A 19638-nucleotide genomic window follows, 5' to 3' on the forward strand; every position below is an offset into this window, starting at 1 on the left:
CCCAGGCCAGGACAGCCACTCAAGCCAGGACAGCCACTCAAGCCAGGACAGCCACTCAAGCCAGGACAGCCGCTCGAGCCAGGACAGGAACCTGAGCTGCTGAAGGCGGCCCGCACAACGCCCCACCCACCCCCGCACCGACGCGAACCCGGCCTGAGCAATGGCCGAAAGCGAAGCCCAACCCCATCAGCAGTCGTGAATCCGACCGGGGGAATCCTGCCGCCCTTTTTGCCCGGCCTTGCTGGGAGCCACCCCCCGCCTCAAGCCCCATGACGTGCGAAGGGCTGGGCCAACACGCTGGATTGGGGTGTCCGGTTTTTCGGTGCGGCTAGTACGGTGCCGGGTGAACTAGGAGGACCTTCAGATGACATACCCGCCACCGGGTGGCTCGCACGACCCATACCAGCCGCAGCAGCCGTATGGGCAGCAGCCGCCTTCGTACGATCCGACGACACCGTATTCGCAGGATCCTTACAACGCTCCGGCTAGCGGCACCCCGGCCAGCGGCCAGCCGTATGGGCAGCAGCCGCCACCGTATGGTGCGCCTTCCAGCGGCGCGCCGAGCGACCCCTACGGCCACCAAGCCTACGGAGCCGGGCCGCAGGCGGGGTACGGGCAGCCGGGTTACGGGCAGCCGTACGCGCAGCCACAGATGACGCCGATGGGGGCGCCGACGAACACGATGGCGATTCTGGCCCTGGTGTTCGCCTTTGTCTTCGCGCCGGCCGCGATTGTCATGGGGCATGTGGCCAAGAAGCAGATCCGGCAGACCGGGGAGGGCGGCGACGGCCTGGCCACCGCGGGTTTGTGGCTGGGCTACATCTTCACCAGCCTGTACGTCCTGCTCTGCGCCTTCTACGTCGTGGCGGTCATCTTCGCGATTGGGTCGAGCAACGGTTCGACGTACTGAGACGCGCCGCCGCCCGGTGGCTCGCAGGGGTCCACCGGGCGGCCCACGACGACGCGAACACCAGCTCAGCGGAATTCGGCCTCGCGGACGCTGTTGCCGCCGTCGACCACCAGCATCTGGCCGGTGATGTACGAGGCGGCCGGCGAGCACAGGAAAGCGATCGCCGCGGCCACCTCATCGGGTGTGCCGGGGCGGCCGATCGGGGTGCCCAGGCCCTGCTTGATCTCCGTCACCGTGGAGGCGGCCGTGTAGATCGTGCCGGGGGCCACGCAGTTGACGTTGATGCCGTCGGCCACCAGTTCCATGGCCAAAGCCCTGGTCAGACCCACCACCCCGGACTTCGCCGCCGCGTAGGCCGCCTCGGTGGGCAGGGCGTTGATCGGGCCGGCGGTGGCCGCCAGGTTGACGATGCGGCCCCAGCCGCCTTCGGACATGCCACCGACGAACGCCCGGCTGCACAGGAACGCGGTGCTCAGGTTGCGGTCGATCTCGGCTTTCCACTCGTCGTACGTGAGCTGGGCGACCGGGCGAAGCACCTCGGGGCTGGTGCGGCTGGCCAGGCCCGCATTGTTCACCAGCACCTGCACGTCGCCGAGCTGGTCAACGATCGCGTCGGCCAGGGCTCCCACCTCGGCCTCATCCGTCAGGTCAGCCACGAAGCCGGTGACGCCCAGTTCGGTGGCGCGCTCGTGGATGCGGCGGGTGGTGGAGACGATGGCCACCCGAGCGCCGAGGTCGCGCAAGCGGCGTGCGGTGGCGTAGCCGATGCCGTCCGGGCTGCCTGCACCGGTGACCAGAGCGACCTTGCCATCCAAGCGGAGTGTCACCGGTCCGTCCTCCTCAGCAACGGCGGCCGCCAGCTCTGAGTGCACCGCTTCGGCGACTGCGGAGGGCTCGCTGGGCACGGACTCAGAATGGGCGTCGTAGACCATGCGGCGATCCTGCCCGCTCGCGCCCACGGGGGCAAACATCAGCTCGATCGTGGCGCGATAGTCCAGCGGCCCCGGGCCACAGAGCCGTAACGGGGGCTTCGCGCACGTGCCCGGGTCTTCTACCCTGGTGATTCACCCAGCGCGCCGGACGGAGGCAGCACCTTGACCTACCCACCGACGCCCGGTCCGGACGGCACCTACCCCGTGCCCCCGGACCCGCCGGTCCAGCCCTACCAGCAACCGCAGAATCCCGCATACCCGCAGTACGGCCAACCGCAGAACCCGTACCCGCAGCCGCCCAACCCGTTCGCGCCGCAGCCGCAGCCCGGCCAGCCACCCTACGACTATGGCTATCAGGGCAGCCCGTACGCGTACTCGCCGTACACGGGCATCCGCCGCCCAACCGACGGCCTGGCCATCGCGTCCCTGGTCGTGTCCATCGTCTCGGTCCTGGGGCTGTGTGCGTGGTGGATCGGTGGCGTGCTCGGCATCCTCGGCGCGATCTTCGGCCATGTGGCCCGGCGGCGCATGCGGACCACTGGGGCATCGGGGGCCGGGATGGCGCTCGCGGGCATCATCATCGGCTGGGTCGTCGCCGCGATTGCGATCATCGGGGCCGTTGTCGTCGTGATCGCGCTGGCCCACGACTCGGGTTCGAGCGGTAACACCTTCTGAACCGGCTCAGCCCCCGGGCGGCGGGGCGGTCGGGACGCTGGTACGGGCGATCGGCACCACCGGGCCCTGCTCGACCACGATGAGCGGGGCCTTGCGGCCGTAGTGCTCGGGAAGCTCGACGCGGGCGCGCTGCACGTCGGGCGTGCCCACCTCGACGCCGGCGCCGTCGTGGCGGGCCGAAATGGTGGCGATGAAGATGCCGCGCGACTTCCAGGCGGCGATGTCGTCGCGGACGCGGTCGTGCCAGGCGTTGAGCTCGTCGAGGCCGTGCTCGGCGTCGCGGACGAAGACGCAGGTGTTCTCGGCGGCCTGGCGGATGAGGTCGTCGAGGGGCGCCGAGGGAACGCGGTAGACGATGGCTCGTACCCGTTCCTGATCGACCTCGATGCCCGCATAGCTGGCCGCATGCTCGGAGCGTCCGGCCTTGTCGATGCGGGCGATCGCCGCGTCCAGGTCCTTGGGCGTGACCGGCAGCGTGCGCCCGCCGATGGTCATGGTCTCCGGGCTCCGGCTGAACTCGCAGCCCGCCGTGGTCCAGCCGCCCAGCAGGCCGGGTTGGATCGGCTCGGGCTCGTCGCAGCCGCCGGTCATGAGCAGCACCCCGGACGCCAGGCAGCCGAGCAGGTATCGATAGCCACGCATCGCATCCCCCCTCTTTACCGTGCGGATCGGCGCTCCGCCAGGGTTTCAACGAGTCAGAGCGGGTCGGCGTCCCCCAGGGCCCGGGTTTTGCCACCCAGGATCACGATCGCCACCCCGGCCACCAGGACCGCCAAGCCGGGCAGCGCCGAGAGCCGTGGCTGCTGACCCAGCCAGAGCCAGGCCAGGGTGGCCGCGCCGGGAACTTCGAGCAGGATCAGCACGCTGACCGTGGTGGCCGGCACCTTCTCGAGCGCGTAGTTGAACATCGAGTGCCCCAGTAATTGCGCGCCAACCACCAGCGCCAGGATTGCCGCCCACGTCTGGTTGTCGTACCCGGCCAGGGGCACGCCCGCGATCAGGCAGCCGATCAAGAGCAGCACTGCACAAGTGCCATAACAGGCCCAGGTGTACGTCGTGGTGCTGATCCGTACCCGGGCCCGCTCACCGAACAGCGTGTAGACCGCGGCCGCCATCCCGCCGAGCACCGCCAGCACGTCGGCCAGCACCGCGCGCCCGGACACCCCGGCATCCACCCCGGTCGCCCAGGCCACGCCCACGACCGCGAGGGCGATGCCGAGCCAGCCGGTGCGGGTGGGCCGGTCCGGGGATCGCAGTGCCGCGGCCAGTACACCCTGCCAGACCGGCTGGGTGGCGACCAAGGCGGTGGCGGTGGCCACGGAACCGAGTTGCACCGAGGGCATCCAGGTCGCGAAGTGCGCCGCCAGGGCAACGCCGGCCAGCACGCAGGAGAGGCCGCCGTTCGCAGGCAGTGTTCGTACCTCGGCACGCCTTGGACCTGCACTTATCGGGGTCAGCGCGGCGAAGGCGAGGCCATTGCGCCAGAAGGCCACGGCCACGGCGGGGGCGGCCGCGAACGCGATCAGTGGCGCCGACGACGACACCGCCAGAACCGCAACGACCAGCGCGGCCACGGTGAGCAATCCGGGCGTTGATCGCATCTTCATCCTTGCCCGTCGTTTCTTGCACATGAGCAAGTCACAGTTTGTGGACCTCCGTTGAGCGGAAAGTGAGCATCTGGTTACGCTCACCGCCGTTAACTTTTGGTCAATGCCCCTGGAGGGTGATTCTTGATGCCCGCGTACCAAGCGGTGCTCTTCGATTTCTTCGGCACGCTGACCCGGTCCGTCAAACGCGGGCCGCAGCACGCCGAGATCGCCCGGGCGCTTGGCTGTGACCCCGAAGCCGTGCTGAGGGTGCTGGACCGCACCTTTGAGGTCCGGGCGCGCGGCCAGTTCGGCTCGGCCGAAGCCACCCTACGATGGGTCACCGAACAGGCCGGTGGCAGGCCGCGGCAGTCCCAGTTGCGCGCCGCCGTCCCGGCCCGCGTCGACGCCCTGAAGGCGGATACCCGGCTGCGCGCCGACGCCCAGAGCGTGCTTTCCGAGCTCAAGCACCGCGGTCTGCGTACCGCGCTGATCAGCGACTGCACCCACGAGCTGCCGGCGTTCCTGCCCAGCATGCCCATCGCGCCGCTGCTGGATGTCAGCGTCTTCTCCGTCGAGGTCGGGCGGTGCAAGCCCGACCCGGAGATCTACCTCGAGGCGTGCTGGCGGCTGCGGGTGGCGCCGGAGGATTGCCTGTACGTCGGGGACGGCGGCAGCCATGAGCTGACCGGCGCCACCGCCGTGGGCATGACAGCGGTCCGGTTGAGCGCGCCGGACCTGGCCGATCACCTGGTGTTCAACCGCGACGACGACTTCGCCGGGCGCAGCGTCACCTCACTGACCGACATCTTGAAGCTCGTCGCCCCCGTCCCGGCGTACTCGTGAGCGCGGCTGCGAAGATGGGCCGGTGACGACGGACCTGGTGGCCGAGGCGATCAAGAAGGCCGGCATCGCGTGGATCGGCACGTCCGGCGGACCCGCCCACGGGCTGTGGGTGATGCCGCTGGACGGGTCGCTGATCGTCGTGAGCGGGCCGGGTGAGCAGAGCGCGCCCGGCCTGGCCGAGGCGAGCACCGCCCAGGTGCGCCTGCGCGGCGACACCGGCGGCCTGATCGTCGTGGTCGAGGCCCAGGTGGAACGGCTGGCCCCGGGCAGCGAGCCGTGGAACGAGATCGCGCCGCAGCTCGCCACCAAGCGCCTCAACGCCTCCGGAACCGCCGAGCAACTGGTGGCTCGCTGGGCGGATTCGGGATGCACTGTCGTCCGGCTCACCCCGACGGAATCCGCACCCCTTGCCGCTCCTGACCTTCCGGATGATTCGGGCGCGGCTTCACCGCGAGAAACACCGGCCCGCGTCGAGGTGCGTCGCCCGTTCCGCCTTCATCGGGTACGCAAGAAGCGCCGTTAACCGATGAACGGTGGAACCATGATCTCGCCCCTCGCCACCGGGACCACGTGACCCGCGACGGTTGCCGAGGTAGCGGCGCCACCCGAGGCGGTCACCGTGCATGTCAGCAGCGACGGACGGTGCATCTCGATGCCCTGGTGCACGGTGTACTCCGAGGTGCCGTCGCCGGGCAGCCAGCCGTTGGCCACCAGCCACACGCCCAGACCCAGCGCCGCCGACCCGGTGGCCGGGTCCTCGGGCACCGACTCCACCGGGCAGAAGACCCGCGAGTAGGCGGTGTTCGTGTCGGCGTCCCAGGCGAACACGTCGACCATCTCCACCCCGGCCTCGGATGCGCGGGCGACGTTGGCCCACGCTCGTACCAAGGCGCGACGCTCGACCGGCAGGTAGGCAAAGAAGAGCCCGCAGCCGGCCCACGACGGGGTGGCTTTGCGGCTGGCCTGGTCGTCCTTGGCCAGCCCGGTGATCTCCAGCAGCACCACCGGGTCCAGTTCGGCCCCGACCTCGGGGGTGCCGCCGGTCAGCACCGCCGAACCGTTGTCCGACACGACCACGGGAAGCAGGCCGGCACCGCACTCCTGGATGAGCTTGCCGGCGGCGGCTAGCCCCCGGCGTACCGCTGTCACCGCCGCTCCCACGCTCGGGTGACCGGCGAACGGCAGCTCCGAAGCCGGGGTGAAGATCCGCGCCCGGTAGGTGGCCTCGATGTCGGTGGGCGGGAGCACGAACACCGTCTCGGACAGGTTGAACTCGCGGGCCACGGCCTGCATCTGATCCGCGCCCAGAGCCTCGGCCCCGAACACCACCGCGAGCGGGTTGCCGGCGAAGGGCCGGTCGGTGAACACGTCCACGATCTCGTACACCAAGGTAGACATGCCCCGACGCTAACCCAGGCACCCTGACCTAGGCTGAACGCGTGACCATGGGGACGAGGGTATATCTGGCGCGCCTTGCGGCGTTGCCCGTGTTCGACCCCAACGGCGACCGGGTGGGCCGGGTGCGCGACGCCGTCGTGCGGCTGCGCACCACCAACCGGCCGCCGCAGATCGTGGGGCTGGTGGCCGAGATGGCGCTGCGCCGGCGGATCTTTCTGCCGATCGGGCGCGTCACCTCGATGGACGCCGAGGCGGTGGTGCTCAGCACGGGCACGCTCAACCTGCGCCGCTTCGAGAAACGCCCGAACGAGCTGCTGGTCCTGGAGGATCTGCTGGACCGCCGGGTGAGCATCGAGGCAGAAGACGGCACCGGTACGGCCAAGAGCGGCATCGTTGTCGACCTGGGCATGGAGCTCAACCGCAACAACGAGTGGCTGATCACCCGGGTCGCCGTGCGTCAGCACACCGGCCGGCTGACCCGGCGCGGGCATACCTACCAGGTCGAATACGACCGGGTGAAGGGTCTGGTCGGGCCGACCGACACCCAGGGCAGCGCCAACCTGGTGGCGCTGCTGGAGCAGATGCGCCCGGCCGACATGGCGAACGCCCTGCAGGACCTGCCGGACGCGCGCCGCAACGAGGTAGCCGCCGCGCTGAGCGACCGGACCCTGGCCGACGTGCTCGAGGAGCTGCCCGAGCACGACCAGGTCGAGATCCTCATCCAGCTGGACCGCGAACGCGCCGCCGACGTGCTCGAACGCATGGACCCCGACGATGCCGCCGACCTGCTCGCCGAGCTGCCCAAGGCCGAGCAGACCATCCTGCTGGACCTGATGGAGCCCGAGGAAGCCGGGCCGGTGCGGCAGCTGATGAGTTACACCCCGGGCACCGCGGGCTCGGTGATGACCTCCGAGCCGGTGATCATGACCCCGGACGCCACGGTGGCCGAGGCGCTGGCCCGTATCCGCGAGCCCGAGCTGTCGCCGGTGGTCGCCGCGCAGGTCTTCGTGGCCCGGGCCCCCTCCGCCACCCCGAGCGGGAAATACCTGGGCATGGTGCACTTCCAGCGGCTGTTGCGCGAGCCCCCCTCCTCAATCCTGGGCGGCATCATCGAGACCGACATCGAAGCGCTGCGACCCGAGACCGGGCTGACCGAGATCACCCGGCGGATGGCGACGTACGACCTGGTCGCGATGCCGGTGATCGACAACGCCAACCGGCTGGTCGGCGCGGTGACCGTGGACGACGTGCTCGACCACTCGCTGCCCCGCGACTGGCGTGACCGCGATGTGCCCGAAGAAGCTGAGGAACCGGCCGGCGTGCTGCCTGGGGTGAACCACCGATGACTGACCTGCGCCGCGATCGCATCGAACGGGACCGCCCGGACCGCCTCGACCAGCCGGTGGAGCCGGGCCGGGTACGGCTGCCACGCTTCGACCCCGAGGCGTTCGGCCAGTGGTCGGAGAACATCGCCCGCTACATGGGCACCGCCAAGTTCATCGTCTACATGACGATCATGATCGGCGCTTGGTTCGCGTGGAACACGTTGGCGCCCAAGGAGATGCGCTTTGACCCGTACACCTTCACGTTCCTGACCTTGATCCTGTCCTTGCAGGCGTCCTATGCCGCGCCGCTGATCCTGCTCGCGCAGAACCGCCAGACCGACCGGGACCGCCTGGCCATGGACGAGGACCGGCGCCGGGCGGCCATGCAGAAGGCCGACACCGAGTATCTGACCCGCGAGATCGCCGCCCTGCGCATCGCCCTCGGCGAGGTCGCGACCCGCGATTTCCTGCGCTCCGAGCTGACCCGGCTGGCCGACGAGCTGGACGAGGCGGCCGTGCGCCGGCAGAAGCTCGACCGCAAGGAGTGGGAGGAAGAGCACTCCTGACACCGACGTAAGCTGGGCTTCATGTCCGCACCCGCCCCCACCATCGAGGAAGCCGTCCAGGCCGCCCTCGCCACGGTTGACGACCCCGAGATCCGCAAGCCGATCACCGAGCTCGGCATGGTGAAGGGCTTCACCGTCGCCGCCGGCAAGATCACCGTCGAGATCCTGCTCACCGTGTCGGGCTGTCCGCTGCGGGACAAGCTCACCTCCGACATCACCACGGCGCTCATCCGCATCCCGGGCATTGAGACCGTCGACATCGACTTCGGCGTGATGACCGAGGAGCAGCGCAAGGCCCTGCAGGCACAGCTGCGCGGGGGCGCCGGTCAGAGCGCCGAGCCGGTCATCCCGTTCGCGCAGCCCGGCTCCAAGACCCGGGTCTACGCGGTGGCCAGCGGCAAGGGCGGCGTCGGCAAGTCCAGCGTGACGGTCAACCTGGCCGCGGCGCTGGCCAAGCGCGGCCTCTCGGTGGGCGTGGTCGACGCGGACATCTATGGCCACTCGGTGCCCCGCATGCTCGGCGTGGACGGCCGGCCCACCCGCGTCGAAGAAATGATCATGCCGCCGCAGTCGCATGGCGTGAAGGTCATCTCGATCGGCATGTTCACCGCAGGCAATGCCGCCGTCGTCTGGCGCGGCCCGATGCTGCACCGCGCGCTGCAGCAGTTCCTCGCCGACGTGTTCTGGGGCGACCTGGACGTGCTGCTGCTCGACCTGCCCCCGGGCACCGGCGACGTGGCGATCTCGCTGGCCCAGCTACTGCCCAATGCGGAGATCCTGGTGGTCACCACCCCGCAGCAAGCCGCGGCCGAGGTGGCCGAGCGCGCCGGTGCGATCGCCATGCAGACCCACCAGCGCCTGGTCGGCGTGGTCGAGAACATGAGCTGGCTCGAGCTGCCGGACGGCTCCCGCATGGAGGTCTTCGGCTCCGGCGGCGGCGAGACGGTGGCGTCCTCGCTGACCACAACCATGGGTGCTTCGGTGCCGCTGCTCGGTCAGATCCCGCTGGACACCCGGGTCCGCGAGGCCGGGGACGCGGGCACCCCGATCGTGCTGGCCGACCCTTCGGCACCGGCGGCCAAGGCTCTGGACGCGGTGGCCGATCGGCTCGCCGTGCGCCGGGAGTCGCTGGTCGGCAAGCCGCTCGGCCTGATGGTCAACGCCCGGCGCTAGTTGTCAGGTGGTTCTCGCTGCCGCGATGAGTTGCGGCGGCGAGGATCAGGTCGCGTCGAGGTCGAAGGCTGCCGGGGCCGGTTTGGCGGCGGGCTGCGGCTGCGACGGGGTGGCTGAGGGCCTGGCGGCTTCGGTGACGTTTGACCGTACGTCGGTCAGCTCGCTCTTCACGCCGTTGAGGTCGGTTTTCACGTCGTTGAACAGGTTCTGCAGGGGCTGGCGCAGTGCTGCTTCGTCGTCCTCGGACAGCAGGTGCTTGCGGATGAACGCCTTCGGGTGCAGGTCCTGCAGTTGAATGTCGGTGCCGAGCTCGCGGCTCAGGTCCGAGGTTGCGTTCTGGGCCATGTTGCGTAGCTGGCGGACCATGCGCAGGCCGTCGCCGATGACCTTGGGAAGGCGCTCGCCAAAGATGAGCAGGGCGAGCATCAGCAGCGCCCCGATCTCCCACCAGTTCAGGTTCTCGAACATGGCGGCCGCCTCCCTTGCCCGTGCGGGCTTCTCACTTCGCGTCGGCCGCCAAGGTTACTGACGCTGTCTGTGTGCTGGTGCCCCGGCGGTACTCCACCGAGACAGTAGCCCCCGGCGCGTACTTGCGGACCAGGGCGATCAGGTCGGTTCCGTCCTCAAGCGGGTGCCCGTCAATCTTCGTCACCGTGTCGCCGGCTTTCAAGCCCGCCGCGGCGGCCGGGCCCGCCGGTTCGACCGAGCGCAGGCGTGCGCCCAGCGAGCCGGTCGATCCCGTGCTGCCACCGGTGGAGACCTCGGCGCCGATCACGGTACGCCGGGCCTTGCCGGTGTCGATGATGTCCTCGGCGATGCGGCGGGCCTGGTTGAACGGGATGGCGAAGGCGAGCCCGATGTTCCCGGCTTCGGTCTCGGTGCCGCCGACCGAGCGGATCACCGAGTTCACGCCGACGACCCGGCCGGCCGCGTCGACGAGCGGGCCGCCGGAGTTGCCCTGGTTCACCGCGGCGTCGGTCTGGATGGCCGCGTAGTACCGGGTGGTGCCGCCCTGCTCGCCGGCCTGGATCGTGCGGTCGAGGGCGCTGACGATCCCCGAGGTGACCGTGTTGACGAGCGCCAGCGGGGAGCCGAAGGCCAGCACCGGGTCGCCGACCGCGATCGAGTCCGAGTCACCGAACTGCATCGGTGTGAGGTTGGTCCTGGAGACTTTGATCACTGCGATGTCGGACTCGGGATCGCGTCCGACGAGCGTCGCGGCGGCCGAGGAACCGTCACTGAACGACACCGACATGGTGCCGTCGGAGCCCTCCACGACGTGGTCATTGGTGATGACATAGCCGGCTTGGCTGACCACGAACCCGGACCCGATGGCCCCGGTCACCCGCACGGTCACCACGCTGGGCAGCACCTGCTTGGCCACCCCGGCCAGCGAGTCCGGGGGCCGCTGGGCCGCGCTCGGAGCCGTCAGCGGCGCTCCGCCCAGCGCAGTACCACCGCTGACCCCACTGCGGGTGGCGAAAACGAAGCCGAGCGTGCCGCCCAACCCGCCCGCCAGCAGGGCAGTGACCAGGCAGATCAAGAGAATCGGCGTAAACGAGCGCTGCGGTGCGGAGGGGTCGGTCACCGGCTCGGGCTGGGGGCCGGTGCTGGCCGGCGCGCTCGGGATGACCACTGCCGACGGGGCATACGGGTCGCGCCAGGGATCGGACATCGCGTCGGACCACCACGGCGAGCCCTGCGAGGCCGGTGGCGTCTGCGGTGGGCGCCAGTTCCAGCCGTCGGTCACGTCAAGGCCTCCACTCGTCGTCGCCGGTCCACTCCAGGATGACACGAATCGGCGGGGGTCATCCGGTCAGTGGGCCCACCGGCTGCCGAGCCGCTACTCAAGGGCCGGGAACTCCCGATGCGCGAAGGGTGAGCGTCGCTCTACGCTCATACCCGATGTGCACCGGTTCCGGTCCGCGCGTCCCAACGGAGGTCGTCATCGTTACCGCAGCCCGCCAGCTCGGCCAGCCCAGTCCGCCGTCGATCCAGTTCGCCGAGGCCTATGCGGCGGAAGATGTTGTGCTGCAAACCGCCCGCAACCTGGCCCTCGAAGTCGGTCTCGCAGCCGTCAGCCCGGGCGCGGGCTCGGTGCTGAGCCTGCTCGCGGCGGCGGGCAACGCCAAGGCAGTGGTGGAGATAGGCACCGGTACGGGGGTCAGCGGCGTCTGGCTGCTGCGCGGCATGCGCCCCGACGGCGTGCTGACCACCATCGACGTCGAGAACGAGCACCAGCGCATCGCCCGGCGGATCTTCCAAAAAGCCGGGTTCGCCGCCTCGCGGACCCGGATCATCACCGGGCGGGCCCTGGACGTGCTGCCGCGCCTTGCCGACAACGTGTACGACCTGGTCTTCGTCGACGCCGAGGCCACCGAGGCCGGGGCCTGCGCCGAGGCGGCCCTGCGGCTGCTGCGGCCGGGCGGGATCCTGGTGGTGAACGGCGCGCTCGCGGGCGGCCGGATCAGCGACCCGGCGGCCCGCGACGTGGACACCATCACCATCCGCGAGACGGTGAAGGCAGTCCGCGAGTCCGAGGACTGGATTCCCGCGCTCATCCCCTCCGGCGGTGGGCTGCTCACCGCGGTCAAGCGCTGAGGTCCTCCAGATAGCGGACCAGGGTCCGCACGCCCCAGCCGGTCGCGCCCTTGGTCAGCTCGGCCTCGTGCTTCTCGGCCCAGCTCGGCGCGGACATGTCCAGGTGCGCCCAGCTGTCCACCCGGTCGCCCAGGAACTCGCTGAGGAACAGGGCCGCCACCACGGAACCCGCACCCCGCGCCGGCGAGCTGTGCCGGTCAGCGATGTCGCTGTGCAGGTATTCGACGTACTCGTCGGGTAGCGGCAGGCGCCACATGTTCTCCCCCGCCGCCCGGCCGGCCTGCTCCAGGGCACCGGCCAGCGCGTCGTCGTGGCTGTACAGCGCGGCTGTGCGCTTACCCAGCGCCACCGAGTTGGCGCCGGTGAGCGTGGCCAGGTCGATCACCACGTCGGGGTCGAGCCGGGCGACCGCATACGCCAGCACGTCAGCCAGCACCAACCGGCCCTCGGCGTCGGAGTTGGTGCTCTCGGTTGTGGTGCCGTCCCACTGCGTGATGATGTCGCCGGGGCGGTAGGCCGAGCCGCTCACCGCGTTCTCCGCCAGCGGGGCGAGCGCGGTGATGCGTACCGGAAGCTGCAGGTCGGCGGCGGCCAGGGTGGCTGCGATGATCGCCGCGGCGCCGCCCATGTCCTTCTTCATCAGCTTCAGGCCGTCGCGCGTCTTGATGGAGATGCCACCGGTGTCGAAGGTGATGCCCTTGCCGATCAGCACGATGTGCCGGGTTGCACCCGCCGGCTCCCAGCTCAGCTCGACCAGGTGCGGCGGGGTCGCCGAGCCGCCGCCGACGGCCAGCAGTCCGCCGAAGCCTTCCTCGCGCAGGTGCTCGGGCTCGCGCACGTGCACGCTCAGCCCCTGGCGTGTCGCTGCCTCGGCTGCGACCTGGGCGGCGAACCAGGCCGGGTTCTTGGTCGAGGACGGCATGTTTGTCAGGTCGCGGGCGAGCCAGGTGGCTGCCGCGGTCGCCTCGGCGGTGGCGAGGCCGCGGGCGTACCGCTGCGGGTTGGTGGTCTGCAGCGTGACCTCGACGGACCGGGGGCCTGCAACGGCCTCGCGTAACCGGTAGGCCGCCAGCCAGATGCCCTCGGCCAAGGCCCGGACCGCAGCCGGCTCGACCTGCTCGGGCACCACGACGTGCAGGGCTTCATCGGTGGGCACCGCGCGCACGGCTGCGGCTCCAGCGGCCCGCCAGCCGGCCTCATCACCAGCGCCGACACCGACAATCACGATCGATGAGGGGGTACGAAGGGGGCGCGGCAAACGCTGCACAGCCCCCGCTCTGCCCGGCTCGTCGGCGCGCCGGACCAGCTCGGCGGTCTCGTCATCACCTCCGGCCAGCACCCCCGAGCCGTCGGCCAGAAGCACGTGCGTGCCTGTTCCCGGTGTAGTTACCAGGCGAATCGCGAACACTGGAGGATGACCTTTCCCAAAGACGTGGAAAGCCCGCCGGTGCGGCAGGTACCGTACCGGCGGGCCACGTGAAACGTCAGCCGGCGATCGCCTTCAACGCGTCACCCAGCGCGTTGGCCTCGTCCGGAGTCATCTCAACGACGAGACGGCCACCACCTTCCAGCGGGACGCGCATGACGATGCCGCGCCCTTCCTTGGTGACCTCCAGCGGACCATCGCCCGTCCGCGGCTTCATCGCCGCCATCTTGTCTCCCCTCAGACCTACATCAGGGTCGGTGGGTTGCCCCACAGCCACTTGCTTCTCGAACAGCTCGGCATCGACGCTTCGTGCTCAGCCCCACGGCGCGCCATACCTCGTTTCTGACCGGCGGAGTCGCCCCCGCTGGACCGACCCGAGACCGCAGCGCTGCGGGCCTCGCCAAGGTCACCCGGCGTGGCCCACCGTGCCGATCAAACATTTTCCCTGATGAACACCGGCGAACCCAAACTCAGCCCGGACTGATGTGACAGCGTCTAGCATATCGTCTTTTGGGCTGTCACAATGTGCGGTCATGCAGGCGCGGTCGGCACTCTTCGACCTCTACGGCGACTATCTGCGCCCCCGAGGGGGCCGGGCGCCGGTCGCCGCGCTGGTGAAACTGCTGGCCCCGATAGGGATTGCGCCCCCCGCGGTGCGCACCGCGGTGTCCCGGATGGTGCGCCAGGGCTGGCTGCATCCGCTGCGCCTGGTGTCCGGACCAGGCTATCTGCTGACCCCGAAAGCGGCCCGCCGACTGGATGAAGCTTCCGCCCGGGTTTATCGCACCGGACGGGTCAGCTGGGATGGCCGGTTCGACTTGATCATGCTCGGCAGCCCGCTGGCCAAGCGCGAACGGCAGAAACTGGCGTTCCTCGGCTACGGGATGCTCAGCGAGCATGCGTGGGTGGCGCCGCGGGCCGCCGAGGAGATCGACGCGGTGCTGAGCGAGGCCGGGATCGGCTACGAAAGGTTCAGCGCCAGTCACGCCGCGGGTTCGCCGGGGGCTGCGGGGGTGGTCGGGCGAGCGTGGGATCTGACCGCGATCGCTCGGGCGTACGAGCATTTCATCGATCAGCAGCGCCCCACCGTGACCGCGGTGAACGCCCGCAGCTCCGACGAGGAGGCCTACGCCGCCCGGTTCCAGTTGGTGCACGCGTGGCGCTCGTTCCTGTTCCGCGACCCGCAACTGCCGCCGTCCCTGCTGCCTTCGCAATGGCCCGGGGTGAGCGCCGCATCCTTCTTCGACAAGCACGCCACCCGGCTGCGTCCGGCCGCCGACCGCTTCGTCGAGCACTGTTTGCTGTCGGCCTCGCGCAGCGCCCGTGTGGGATTCTCTGAGTCATGACCGACTCACTGCTTGTCGAACGCACCGACGCCGTCGTCACGCTGACCTTCAACCGCCCTGAGGCGATGAACGCCCTCGATGTGGACCTCAAGGAGGCGTTGCGCGACACGCTGGCGCAGATCGACAGCGACCGGTCGGTGCGCGCGGTGGTGCTGGCAGGCACGGGCAAGGCGTTCTGCGTGGGCCAGGACCTGCGGGAGCACGCCCAGACGCTGGGCAACGGAGCAACGGATCTGGATACGGTACGAGCACACTACAACCCGATCGCCCAGCGCCTGGCCAGCCTGCCCAAGCCGGTCGTCGCCGCCGTGCGGGGCACCGCCGCCGGAGCCGGGGCGTCGCTGGCCCTGCTCGCCGACTTCCGCATCGGCGGTCCGAAGACGACGTTCCTGATGGCGTTCGCCAATGTGGGGCTGGCCGGTGACTCGGGCATCTCCTGGTCCCTGCCGCACCTCGTGGGCCGGGCTCGTGCGCTGGAGCTGCTGCTGCTCGCCCAGCCCGTACGAGCCCAGCAGTGCCTGGACTACGGCCTGCTCACCGAGCTGGTGGACGACGACGAGAAGGTGCTGCCCGTGGCGCAGGAGTTCGCGGCTCGGCTCGCGGCTGGCCCGACGGTGGCGTACGCGGCGATCAAGCGGGAGCTGTCCATCGGCACGGCGGGGACCTTGTCCGACGCGCTGGCTGCGGAGGCGCAGGCGCAGGCGATCTGCGGGGCTACCGCCGATCACCAGGCCGCGGTGACGTCGTTCGTCAACAAACAGAAGCCGGTCTTCGAGGGACGCTGAACGTGCCCGTCTGTGCGCTCTCCGTACGCTTTCGCGGTATGAGCCTTTCGGGATAGCCATATTGGGCCATCTAAATGTTTAACTTCCGTCACAGCTTCACCTCGGGAGGTTTGGATGGTCAGGTTCCGCAATGTCCTGGGCGTGGTGGTAGCCGCGCTCACGGCCGCCTCGATGGGCACTGTGCTGCAGGCATCCCCGGCGGCAGCGTCCGACCCGGGCCCGCAGAAGGTGGTCGGCGGCTCCCGCGCCACCCAGGGCGAGTTCCCGTTCATGGTGCGCCTGTCGATGGGCTGCGGCGGGGCGCTGTACAGCCCCACCCTGGTGCTGACGGCCGCGCACTGCGTGACCCGCACGGGTACGAACACGTCGATCACGGCCACGATCGGGGTGGTGGACCTGAACTCCACCAGCAGGATCACCCGTAAGTCGAACTACGTCTACCAGGCCCCCGGCTACACCGGCGCGGGCAAGGACTGGGCCCTGATCCGCCTGGCCAGCCCGGTCACCGGCGTGGCCACGTTGCCGATCGCGACCACCACGGCGTACGACTCGGGCACCTTCACCATCGCCGGCTGGGGTGCGGCCAGCGAGGGCGGCTCACAGCAGCGCTACCTGCTCAAGGCAACCGTCCCGTTCGTCAGCGACGCGACCTGCAACTCGTCGTCGATGTACAACGGCGAGATCATCGCCAGCAACGAGATCTGCGCCGGCTACACCGCCGGTGGCGTGGACACCTGCCAGGGCGACTCGGGCGGCCCGATGTTCCGCCGCGACGCCGCCAACGCCTGGATCCAGGTCGGCATCGTGAGCTGGGGCGACGGCTGCGCCCGCCCGAACAAGCCGGGCGTCTACACCCAGGTCAGCTACTTCGCCTCGGCGATCGCTTCGGCGGCGTCCTCGCTCGGCGGCTGAGCAGTTCTCTTTCTGACCCCGTCCTCTCCTTGCCGGAGGGCGGGGTCAGTCTTCGTCTTCTTCCTCAGGGTCCTGGTTGGCTTCCTCGCCGAGCACGAAGGCCTGCATCGCCAGCTCGTCGCCCGACGGCGAAACGAAGGCGGGCAGCTCGGCCGGGCCCAGCTCCAGCACGTACGACCAGAACTGCCGCACCGCCTCGGCCGCGCTGGCCGCCTCGATCGGCAGGTCCAGGCTGACCAGCCAGGTCTGCTTGTCCGGATCGCCACCCAGGCGCCCGGCGAAGCCGCGGAACAGCTCCTCATCGATCGGCGCGACGGTCTCGTCCAGCTTGAGGCCCTCGGCGGGCAGCGGCTCGTCGAACGACCGATGGGTGTACGCGATCTCGACCTCGGGAACGCCGTGCGCCCCCCGCCGCGACCGCTCCTGCGCGACCACTACGCCGAGCGCGATCACGTGCGCGCTGGTGTCCCCGGCCACGAGCAGCACCTCGTCACCGGCCGCGGGTTGCGCCCCAGCCGACCCCGCCACCGTCAAGGTGTCGTGATGGAACAACCGCTCGGTCGCCCACCGATCCGCCGGAATGATCACCGCCCATTGAGCCATGCGCACTATGACATCACGCCCCGGATCGGCCCGGAATGACTACCCCCGCGCGGGCACGTGACAACCGGCCAGGTGATCGTCGACCATGCCGGTGGCCTGCATCAGGGCGTACGCGGTGGTCGGCCCGACGAACTTGAAGCCGCGTTTCTTGAGCTCCTTGGCGAGCGTCTTCGATTCCTCGGTGGTAGCCGGAACCTGCTCACGGGTAACCGGCCGGGGCCGAGCCGGCGGCGCGTACGACCACAGCAGCTCACTCAGCCCGACCGTCAGCTCGGCGGCGACCCGGGCGTTGTGCAGCGCCGCGTCGATCTTCATCCGGTTGCGCACGATCCCGGCGTCGCCCATCAGCCGCTCGGCATCGCGCTCGTCGAACCCGGCCACGGTCTTGATGTCGAACCCGGCGAACGCCGCGCGGAACGCGGGCCGCTTGCGCAGAATCGTGATCCACGCCAGCCCGGACTGGAACGCCTCCAGGCACATCCGCTCGAACAGGGCATCATCGCCGTGCACCGGCTTGCCCCACTCGTCATCGTGATACGCCAGGTAGTCCGGGGTGCTGCCGGCCCAGAAACACCGGGCCAGCCCGTCCGCGCCGACCAGCAAGCCGTCGTCTGTCATCGCCCTACAGCTTGCCCTCTTCGATGAGCCGGCCGAACTTCTTCAGCGCGCCCTTGAAGCTCAACTTCGACCCGGGCCAGAGCACCGGCCAGGCCAGCTTGCCGACCGCTCCGCCAGGAAGATGGAACCATTCATGCAAAACAACCTGGGTACGTTCCCCGCCCATCGCCGTGCACCGCATGGAACCCGGCCCCCGCAGCACCTTGCCGCAGTGCACAACCCGGACCTCGTAGGGCGCGTCAACCCGGACCACCCGCAGCTCATCGCGCAGCGCAGCCGGCCCGATCGCGGTGATGGCCTCGACCAGGCTGCCCTCGCCGCCGTCGCCCTCCACCACGCGCACCTTGGTGAACGGCATCCAGTCGCCCTGCCGCTCCCAATCCATGAACGCGGCGAACACCTTGGGCGCGGGAGCGTTGACGATAACTGTGGCGGTGACCTCGCCGGTGCCGGGCTGAGCCGCGTCGCCGACGCCGCCGGGGGTGCCGTTCTGAGTCATCGGCGCTCCGCTGCGGCGTTGCCGGTGGTGGGTTCGGCTTGGGCGGGGCTGGTCTGCGGTGGCGGGGTGTCCTGGGGCTTGGCGGAGGCGCTGCGCTTGCTCGCGGCCTCCCGCGGCGCGGTTGCCGGCTCCGGCGTGCTGATCGCGCTTCCGGCTTCGGGTGGTGCCGGTGCGGCTTCCCCGGCCCCGCCCGGCGCGACCTCGTCCGTCTCCCTCTCCGCCTTAACCGATTCGTCACCTTCAGCGGATGGTGCATCGGAATCGCCGGGAGCGCCGGCCACCAAAGCGTCAGGCGCCGGCACCGCGCCGGGCTCGGCCGCGGAACCAGTGCCAGGCCCGCCCGCGGGAGCCACCGCAGCCTCACGAGCGCGCCGCAGCACGTCAGCATCGGCCGTACGACCCTCTCGCAGGGCCGCGACCTCCGCCTCCAGCACCCCGATCAGCTCGCTCTTGTAACCGATGTCGTAGGCCGCGCGCTGCAGCGCCTGATCGACCTGGGCCATCCGGTAGCCGCGGAACGCCGTGTCGAAGCGGGCCCGGAAGACGTCGTCCTCACCCAGCGGGCGGTCGTTCGGCAGCGGGAGGGCCTTACCGTCGGGCTCGACCGGCGTCAGACCGGGGTCTCCGCCGCTCACCATGACGGTTACGCCGAAGACTATCGCCGCGACCACGAGTGCCACGACGACGAAGAGGAGTAGCTGACCCATGGGCACGATCGTGGCATGCGCGCTGCGGCGTGGCGAGCCCGCCACCCCGCCTCGGGGAAACGCTGTGGCGCCGGTCTCGTGGGTGCGGCCCGTGAGACCGGTCACGTCCAGGTCAGGATCTTCTTCCGCCAGGCATAGATGATCCCGAGTACCAGCACCGCGACAAAGATGCCCATCTCGGTGATGGTCACCCCGCCATAGCCAGGCCGATCAAAGATCACGGCCCAGGGAAACAAAAAAACCGCCTCCACCGCAAAGAGCACATAGAGGTACGCGTACACGTAATAACGGATCTGCGCCTGCGCCCAGTCCCCGCCCACCGGATCGATGCCGCTTTCGTAGGCGACCCGCTTGCCGGGCGGCTCTGCCGGGTTCGCGGGACGCAGCAGCTTGTTGGCGCCAAAGGCCAGCACGAACACCAGCACACCGGCCGCCATCACCAGCCCCAGCAGGGCGTAGGAGCCCAGATACCCGTCCACCCCGGCAGCCTAGCGTCCGGTTCGCTAACCGAAGAGTGGACACCTTTGGCTCAGGCAAGGCTTACCTGGCTAGTCTTGTCCCGGTTCGCGTCGGGTCTATTGCAGCTCGAGCGGGCGGTAAGGGGTGCCGACGTAAGCTGGAAGTGACTCAAGCGGGCCGGCCCAGCGACGTGCGCACCCGCCGGCCGCACCATCAGGAGGTTGGAACGTGGCGGCTCCCGTGAAGCCTGTCGAGCAGCTGGACCGCGTGG

At 69.9% G+C, this 19638-nt stretch carries 24 protein-coding genes; 11 read left to right on the top strand and 13 right to left on the bottom strand.

What is annotated here, in order from left to right; translation table 11 throughout:
* Window positions 1–661: 661 nt before the first annotated feature.
* Complete coding sequence (locus TFC3_RS39765; RefSeq protein WP_236718521.1) at window positions 662–910, top strand: DUF4190 domain-containing protein; 249 nt, start codon at window positions 662–664, stop codon at window positions 908–910.
* Between the two features lie 65 nt (window positions 911–975).
* Here TFC3_RS39765 and TFC3_RS29885 read toward each other — a convergent pair whose 3' ends face one another.
* A complete protein-coding gene (locus TFC3_RS29885) occupies window positions 976–1842 on the bottom strand; it encodes an SDR family NAD(P)-dependent oxidoreductase (protein WP_369819723.1) in 867 nt (288 codons plus the stop codon).
* A gap of 162 nt (window positions 1843–2004) precedes the next feature.
* Here TFC3_RS29885 and TFC3_RS40240 point away from each other — a divergent pair, with 162 nt between their 5' ends.
* Window positions 2005–2517 carry a DUF4190 domain-containing protein gene (locus TFC3_RS40240; protein ID WP_067508717.1) on the top strand — a complete coding sequence of 171 codons (513 nt, stop codon included), beginning with the start codon at window positions 2005–2007 and terminating at the stop codon, window positions 2515–2517.
* 6 nt (window positions 2518–2523) lie between these two features.
* Here TFC3_RS40240 and TFC3_RS29895 read toward each other — a convergent pair whose 3' ends face one another.
* Both TFC3_RS29895 and TFC3_RS29900 read right to left on the bottom strand, forming a co-directional pair.
* The gene (locus tag TFC3_RS29895) at window positions 2524–3159 is read right to left on the bottom strand and encodes a hypothetical protein (RefSeq protein ID WP_067508719.1); all 636 of its coding nucleotides are present in this window, start codon (window positions 3157–3159) and stop codon (window positions 2524–2526) included.
* A gap of 53 nt (window positions 3160–3212) precedes the next feature.
* Window positions 3213–4124: a DMT family transporter gene (locus TFC3_RS29900; protein WP_067508721.1), complete on the bottom strand. Its 912-nt coding sequence runs from the start codon at window positions 4122–4124 to the stop codon at window positions 3213–3215.
* Between the two features lie 126 nt (window positions 4125–4250).
* Here TFC3_RS29900 and TFC3_RS29905 point away from each other — a divergent pair, with 126 nt between their 5' ends.
* On the top strand, window positions 4251–4949 hold the full coding sequence (locus tag TFC3_RS29905; protein ID WP_067508723.1) for an HAD family hydrolase: 699 nt from the start codon (window positions 4251–4253) through the stop codon (window positions 4947–4949).
* Between the two features lie 22 nt (window positions 4950–4971).
* Entirely contained in the window at window positions 4972–5472 is a 501-nt protein-coding gene (locus TFC3_RS29910; RefSeq protein ID WP_067508725.1) for a hypothetical protein, read from the top strand.
* Here TFC3_RS29910 and TFC3_RS29915 read toward each other — a convergent pair.
* Window positions 5469–6347, bottom strand: a complete 879-nt coding sequence (locus tag TFC3_RS29915; protein ID WP_067508727.1) for a PhzF family phenazine biosynthesis protein — start codon at window positions 6345–6347, stop codon at window positions 5469–5471. The two genes, TFC3_RS29910 and TFC3_RS29915, sit on opposite strands and share 4 nt — an antisense overlap.
* Before the next feature lie 41 nt (window positions 6348–6388).
* On the opposite strand from TFC3_RS29915, the gene TFC3_RS29920 reads away from it, so the two are divergent.
* The 3 genes from TFC3_RS29920 to TFC3_RS29930 are packed head-to-tail and all read left to right on the top strand — an operon-like array spanning window position 6389 to window position 9411.
* Complete coding sequence (locus TFC3_RS29920; protein ID WP_067508728.1) at window positions 6389–7693, top strand: magnesium transporter MgtE N-terminal domain-containing protein; 1305 nt, start codon at window positions 6389–6391, stop codon at window positions 7691–7693.
* Window positions 7690–8238 carry a DUF1003 domain-containing protein gene (locus TFC3_RS29925; protein ID WP_067508730.1) on the top strand — a complete coding sequence of 183 codons (549 nt, stop codon included), beginning with the start codon at window positions 7690–7692 and terminating at the stop codon, window positions 8236–8238. The genes TFC3_RS29920 and TFC3_RS29925 overlap by 4 nt, the downstream gene beginning before the upstream one ends.
* Before the next feature lie 21 nt (window positions 8239–8259).
* Entirely contained in the window at window positions 8260–9411 is a 1152-nt protein-coding gene (locus TFC3_RS29930; RefSeq protein ID WP_067508732.1) for an Mrp/NBP35 family ATP-binding protein, read from the top strand.
* Between the two features lie 45 nt (window positions 9412–9456).
* On the opposite strand, the gene TFC3_RS29935 is transcribed toward TFC3_RS29930, so the two are convergent.
* Window positions 9457–9879, bottom strand: coding sequence for a preprotein translocase subunit TatB (locus TFC3_RS29935; RefSeq protein WP_067508734.1), 423 nt, complete (start codon window positions 9877–9879; stop codon window positions 9457–9459).
* A gap of 31 nt (window positions 9880–9910) precedes the next feature.
* The gene (locus TFC3_RS29940; protein WP_067508736.1) at window positions 9911–11161 is read right to left on the bottom strand and encodes a S1C family serine protease; all 1251 of its coding nucleotides are present in this window, start codon (window positions 11159–11161) and stop codon (window positions 9911–9913) included.
* 278 nt (window positions 11162–11439) lie between these two features.
* Here TFC3_RS29940 and TFC3_RS29945 point away from each other — a divergent pair, with 278 nt between their 5' ends.
* Window positions 11440–12012 (top strand): O-methyltransferase, encoded by a 573-nt coding sequence (locus TFC3_RS29945; protein WP_067509850.1) that lies wholly within the window; start codon window positions 11440–11442, stop codon window positions 12010–12012.
* On the opposite strand, the gene TFC3_RS29950 is transcribed toward TFC3_RS29945, so the two are convergent.
* Both TFC3_RS29950 and TFC3_RS36405 read right to left on the bottom strand, forming a co-directional pair.
* Complete coding sequence (locus TFC3_RS29950) at window positions 12002–13375, bottom strand: M17 family metallopeptidase (RefSeq protein ID WP_369819709.1); 1374 nt, start codon at window positions 13373–13375, stop codon at window positions 12002–12004. The two genes, TFC3_RS29945 and TFC3_RS29950, sit on opposite strands and share 11 nt — an antisense overlap.
* Before the next feature lie 121 nt (window positions 13376–13496).
* A complete protein-coding gene (locus TFC3_RS36405; protein ID WP_015625691.1) occupies window positions 13497–13664 on the bottom strand; it encodes a DUF3117 domain-containing protein in 168 nt (55 codons plus the stop codon).
* 307 nt (window positions 13665–13971) lie between these two features.
* Between TFC3_RS36405 and TFC3_RS29955 the strand changes: the two genes are divergently transcribed.
* From TFC3_RS29955 to TFC3_RS29965, 3 genes are all read left to right on the top strand, one after another.
* Window positions 13972–14784 carry a PaaX family transcriptional regulator C-terminal domain-containing protein gene (locus tag TFC3_RS29955; RefSeq protein ID WP_067508740.1) on the top strand — a complete coding sequence of 271 codons (813 nt, stop codon included), beginning with the start codon at window positions 13972–13974 and terminating at the stop codon, window positions 14782–14784.
* Window positions 14781–15569, top strand: a complete 789-nt coding sequence (locus tag TFC3_RS29960) for an enoyl-CoA hydratase-related protein (protein WP_067508742.1) — start codon at window positions 14781–14783, stop codon at window positions 15567–15569. Before TFC3_RS29955 ends, TFC3_RS29960 begins: the two co-directional genes overlap by 4 nt.
* A 114-nt stretch (window positions 15570–15683) precedes the next feature.
* Complete coding sequence (locus tag TFC3_RS29965; RefSeq protein ID WP_067508744.1) at window positions 15684–16481, top strand: trypsin-like serine protease; 798 nt, start codon at window positions 15684–15686, stop codon at window positions 16479–16481.
* Between the two features lie 45 nt (window positions 16482–16526).
* Here the strand turns inward: TFC3_RS29965 and TFC3_RS29970 are convergent, their stop codons facing one another.
* From TFC3_RS29970 to ndhC, 5 genes are all read right to left on the bottom strand, one after another.
* Complete coding sequence (locus TFC3_RS29970) at window positions 16527–17084, bottom strand: hypothetical protein (protein ID WP_067508746.1); 558 nt, start codon at window positions 17082–17084, stop codon at window positions 16527–16529.
* Between the two features lie 39 nt (window positions 17085–17123).
* A complete protein-coding gene (locus TFC3_RS29975; RefSeq protein WP_067508748.1) occupies window positions 17124–17702 on the bottom strand; it encodes a DNA-3-methyladenine glycosylase I in 579 nt (192 codons plus the stop codon).
* Window positions 17703–17706: 4 nt separating this feature from the next.
* Window positions 17707–18201: an SRPBCC family protein gene (locus TFC3_RS29980; RefSeq protein WP_067508750.1), complete on the bottom strand. Its 495-nt coding sequence runs from the start codon at window positions 18199–18201 to the stop codon at window positions 17707–17709.
* Entirely contained in the window at window positions 18198–18908 is a 711-nt protein-coding gene (locus TFC3_RS39775; protein ID WP_067509852.1) for a DivIVA domain-containing protein, read from the bottom strand. The genes TFC3_RS29980 and TFC3_RS39775 overlap by 4 nt, the downstream gene beginning before the upstream one ends.
* Before the next feature lie 101 nt (window positions 18909–19009).
* The gene (ndhC, locus tag TFC3_RS29990; RefSeq protein ID WP_067508752.1) at window positions 19010–19387 is read right to left on the bottom strand and encodes an NADH-quinone oxidoreductase subunit A; all 378 of its coding nucleotides are present in this window, start codon (window positions 19385–19387) and stop codon (window positions 19010–19012) included.
* Window positions 19388–19638: the final 251 nt, after the last annotated feature.

Source organism: Actinoplanes sp. TFC3 (assembly GCF_001553785.1).
Taxonomy (GTDB): Bacteria; Actinomycetota; Actinomycetes; order Mycobacteriales; family Micromonosporaceae; genus Actinoplanes.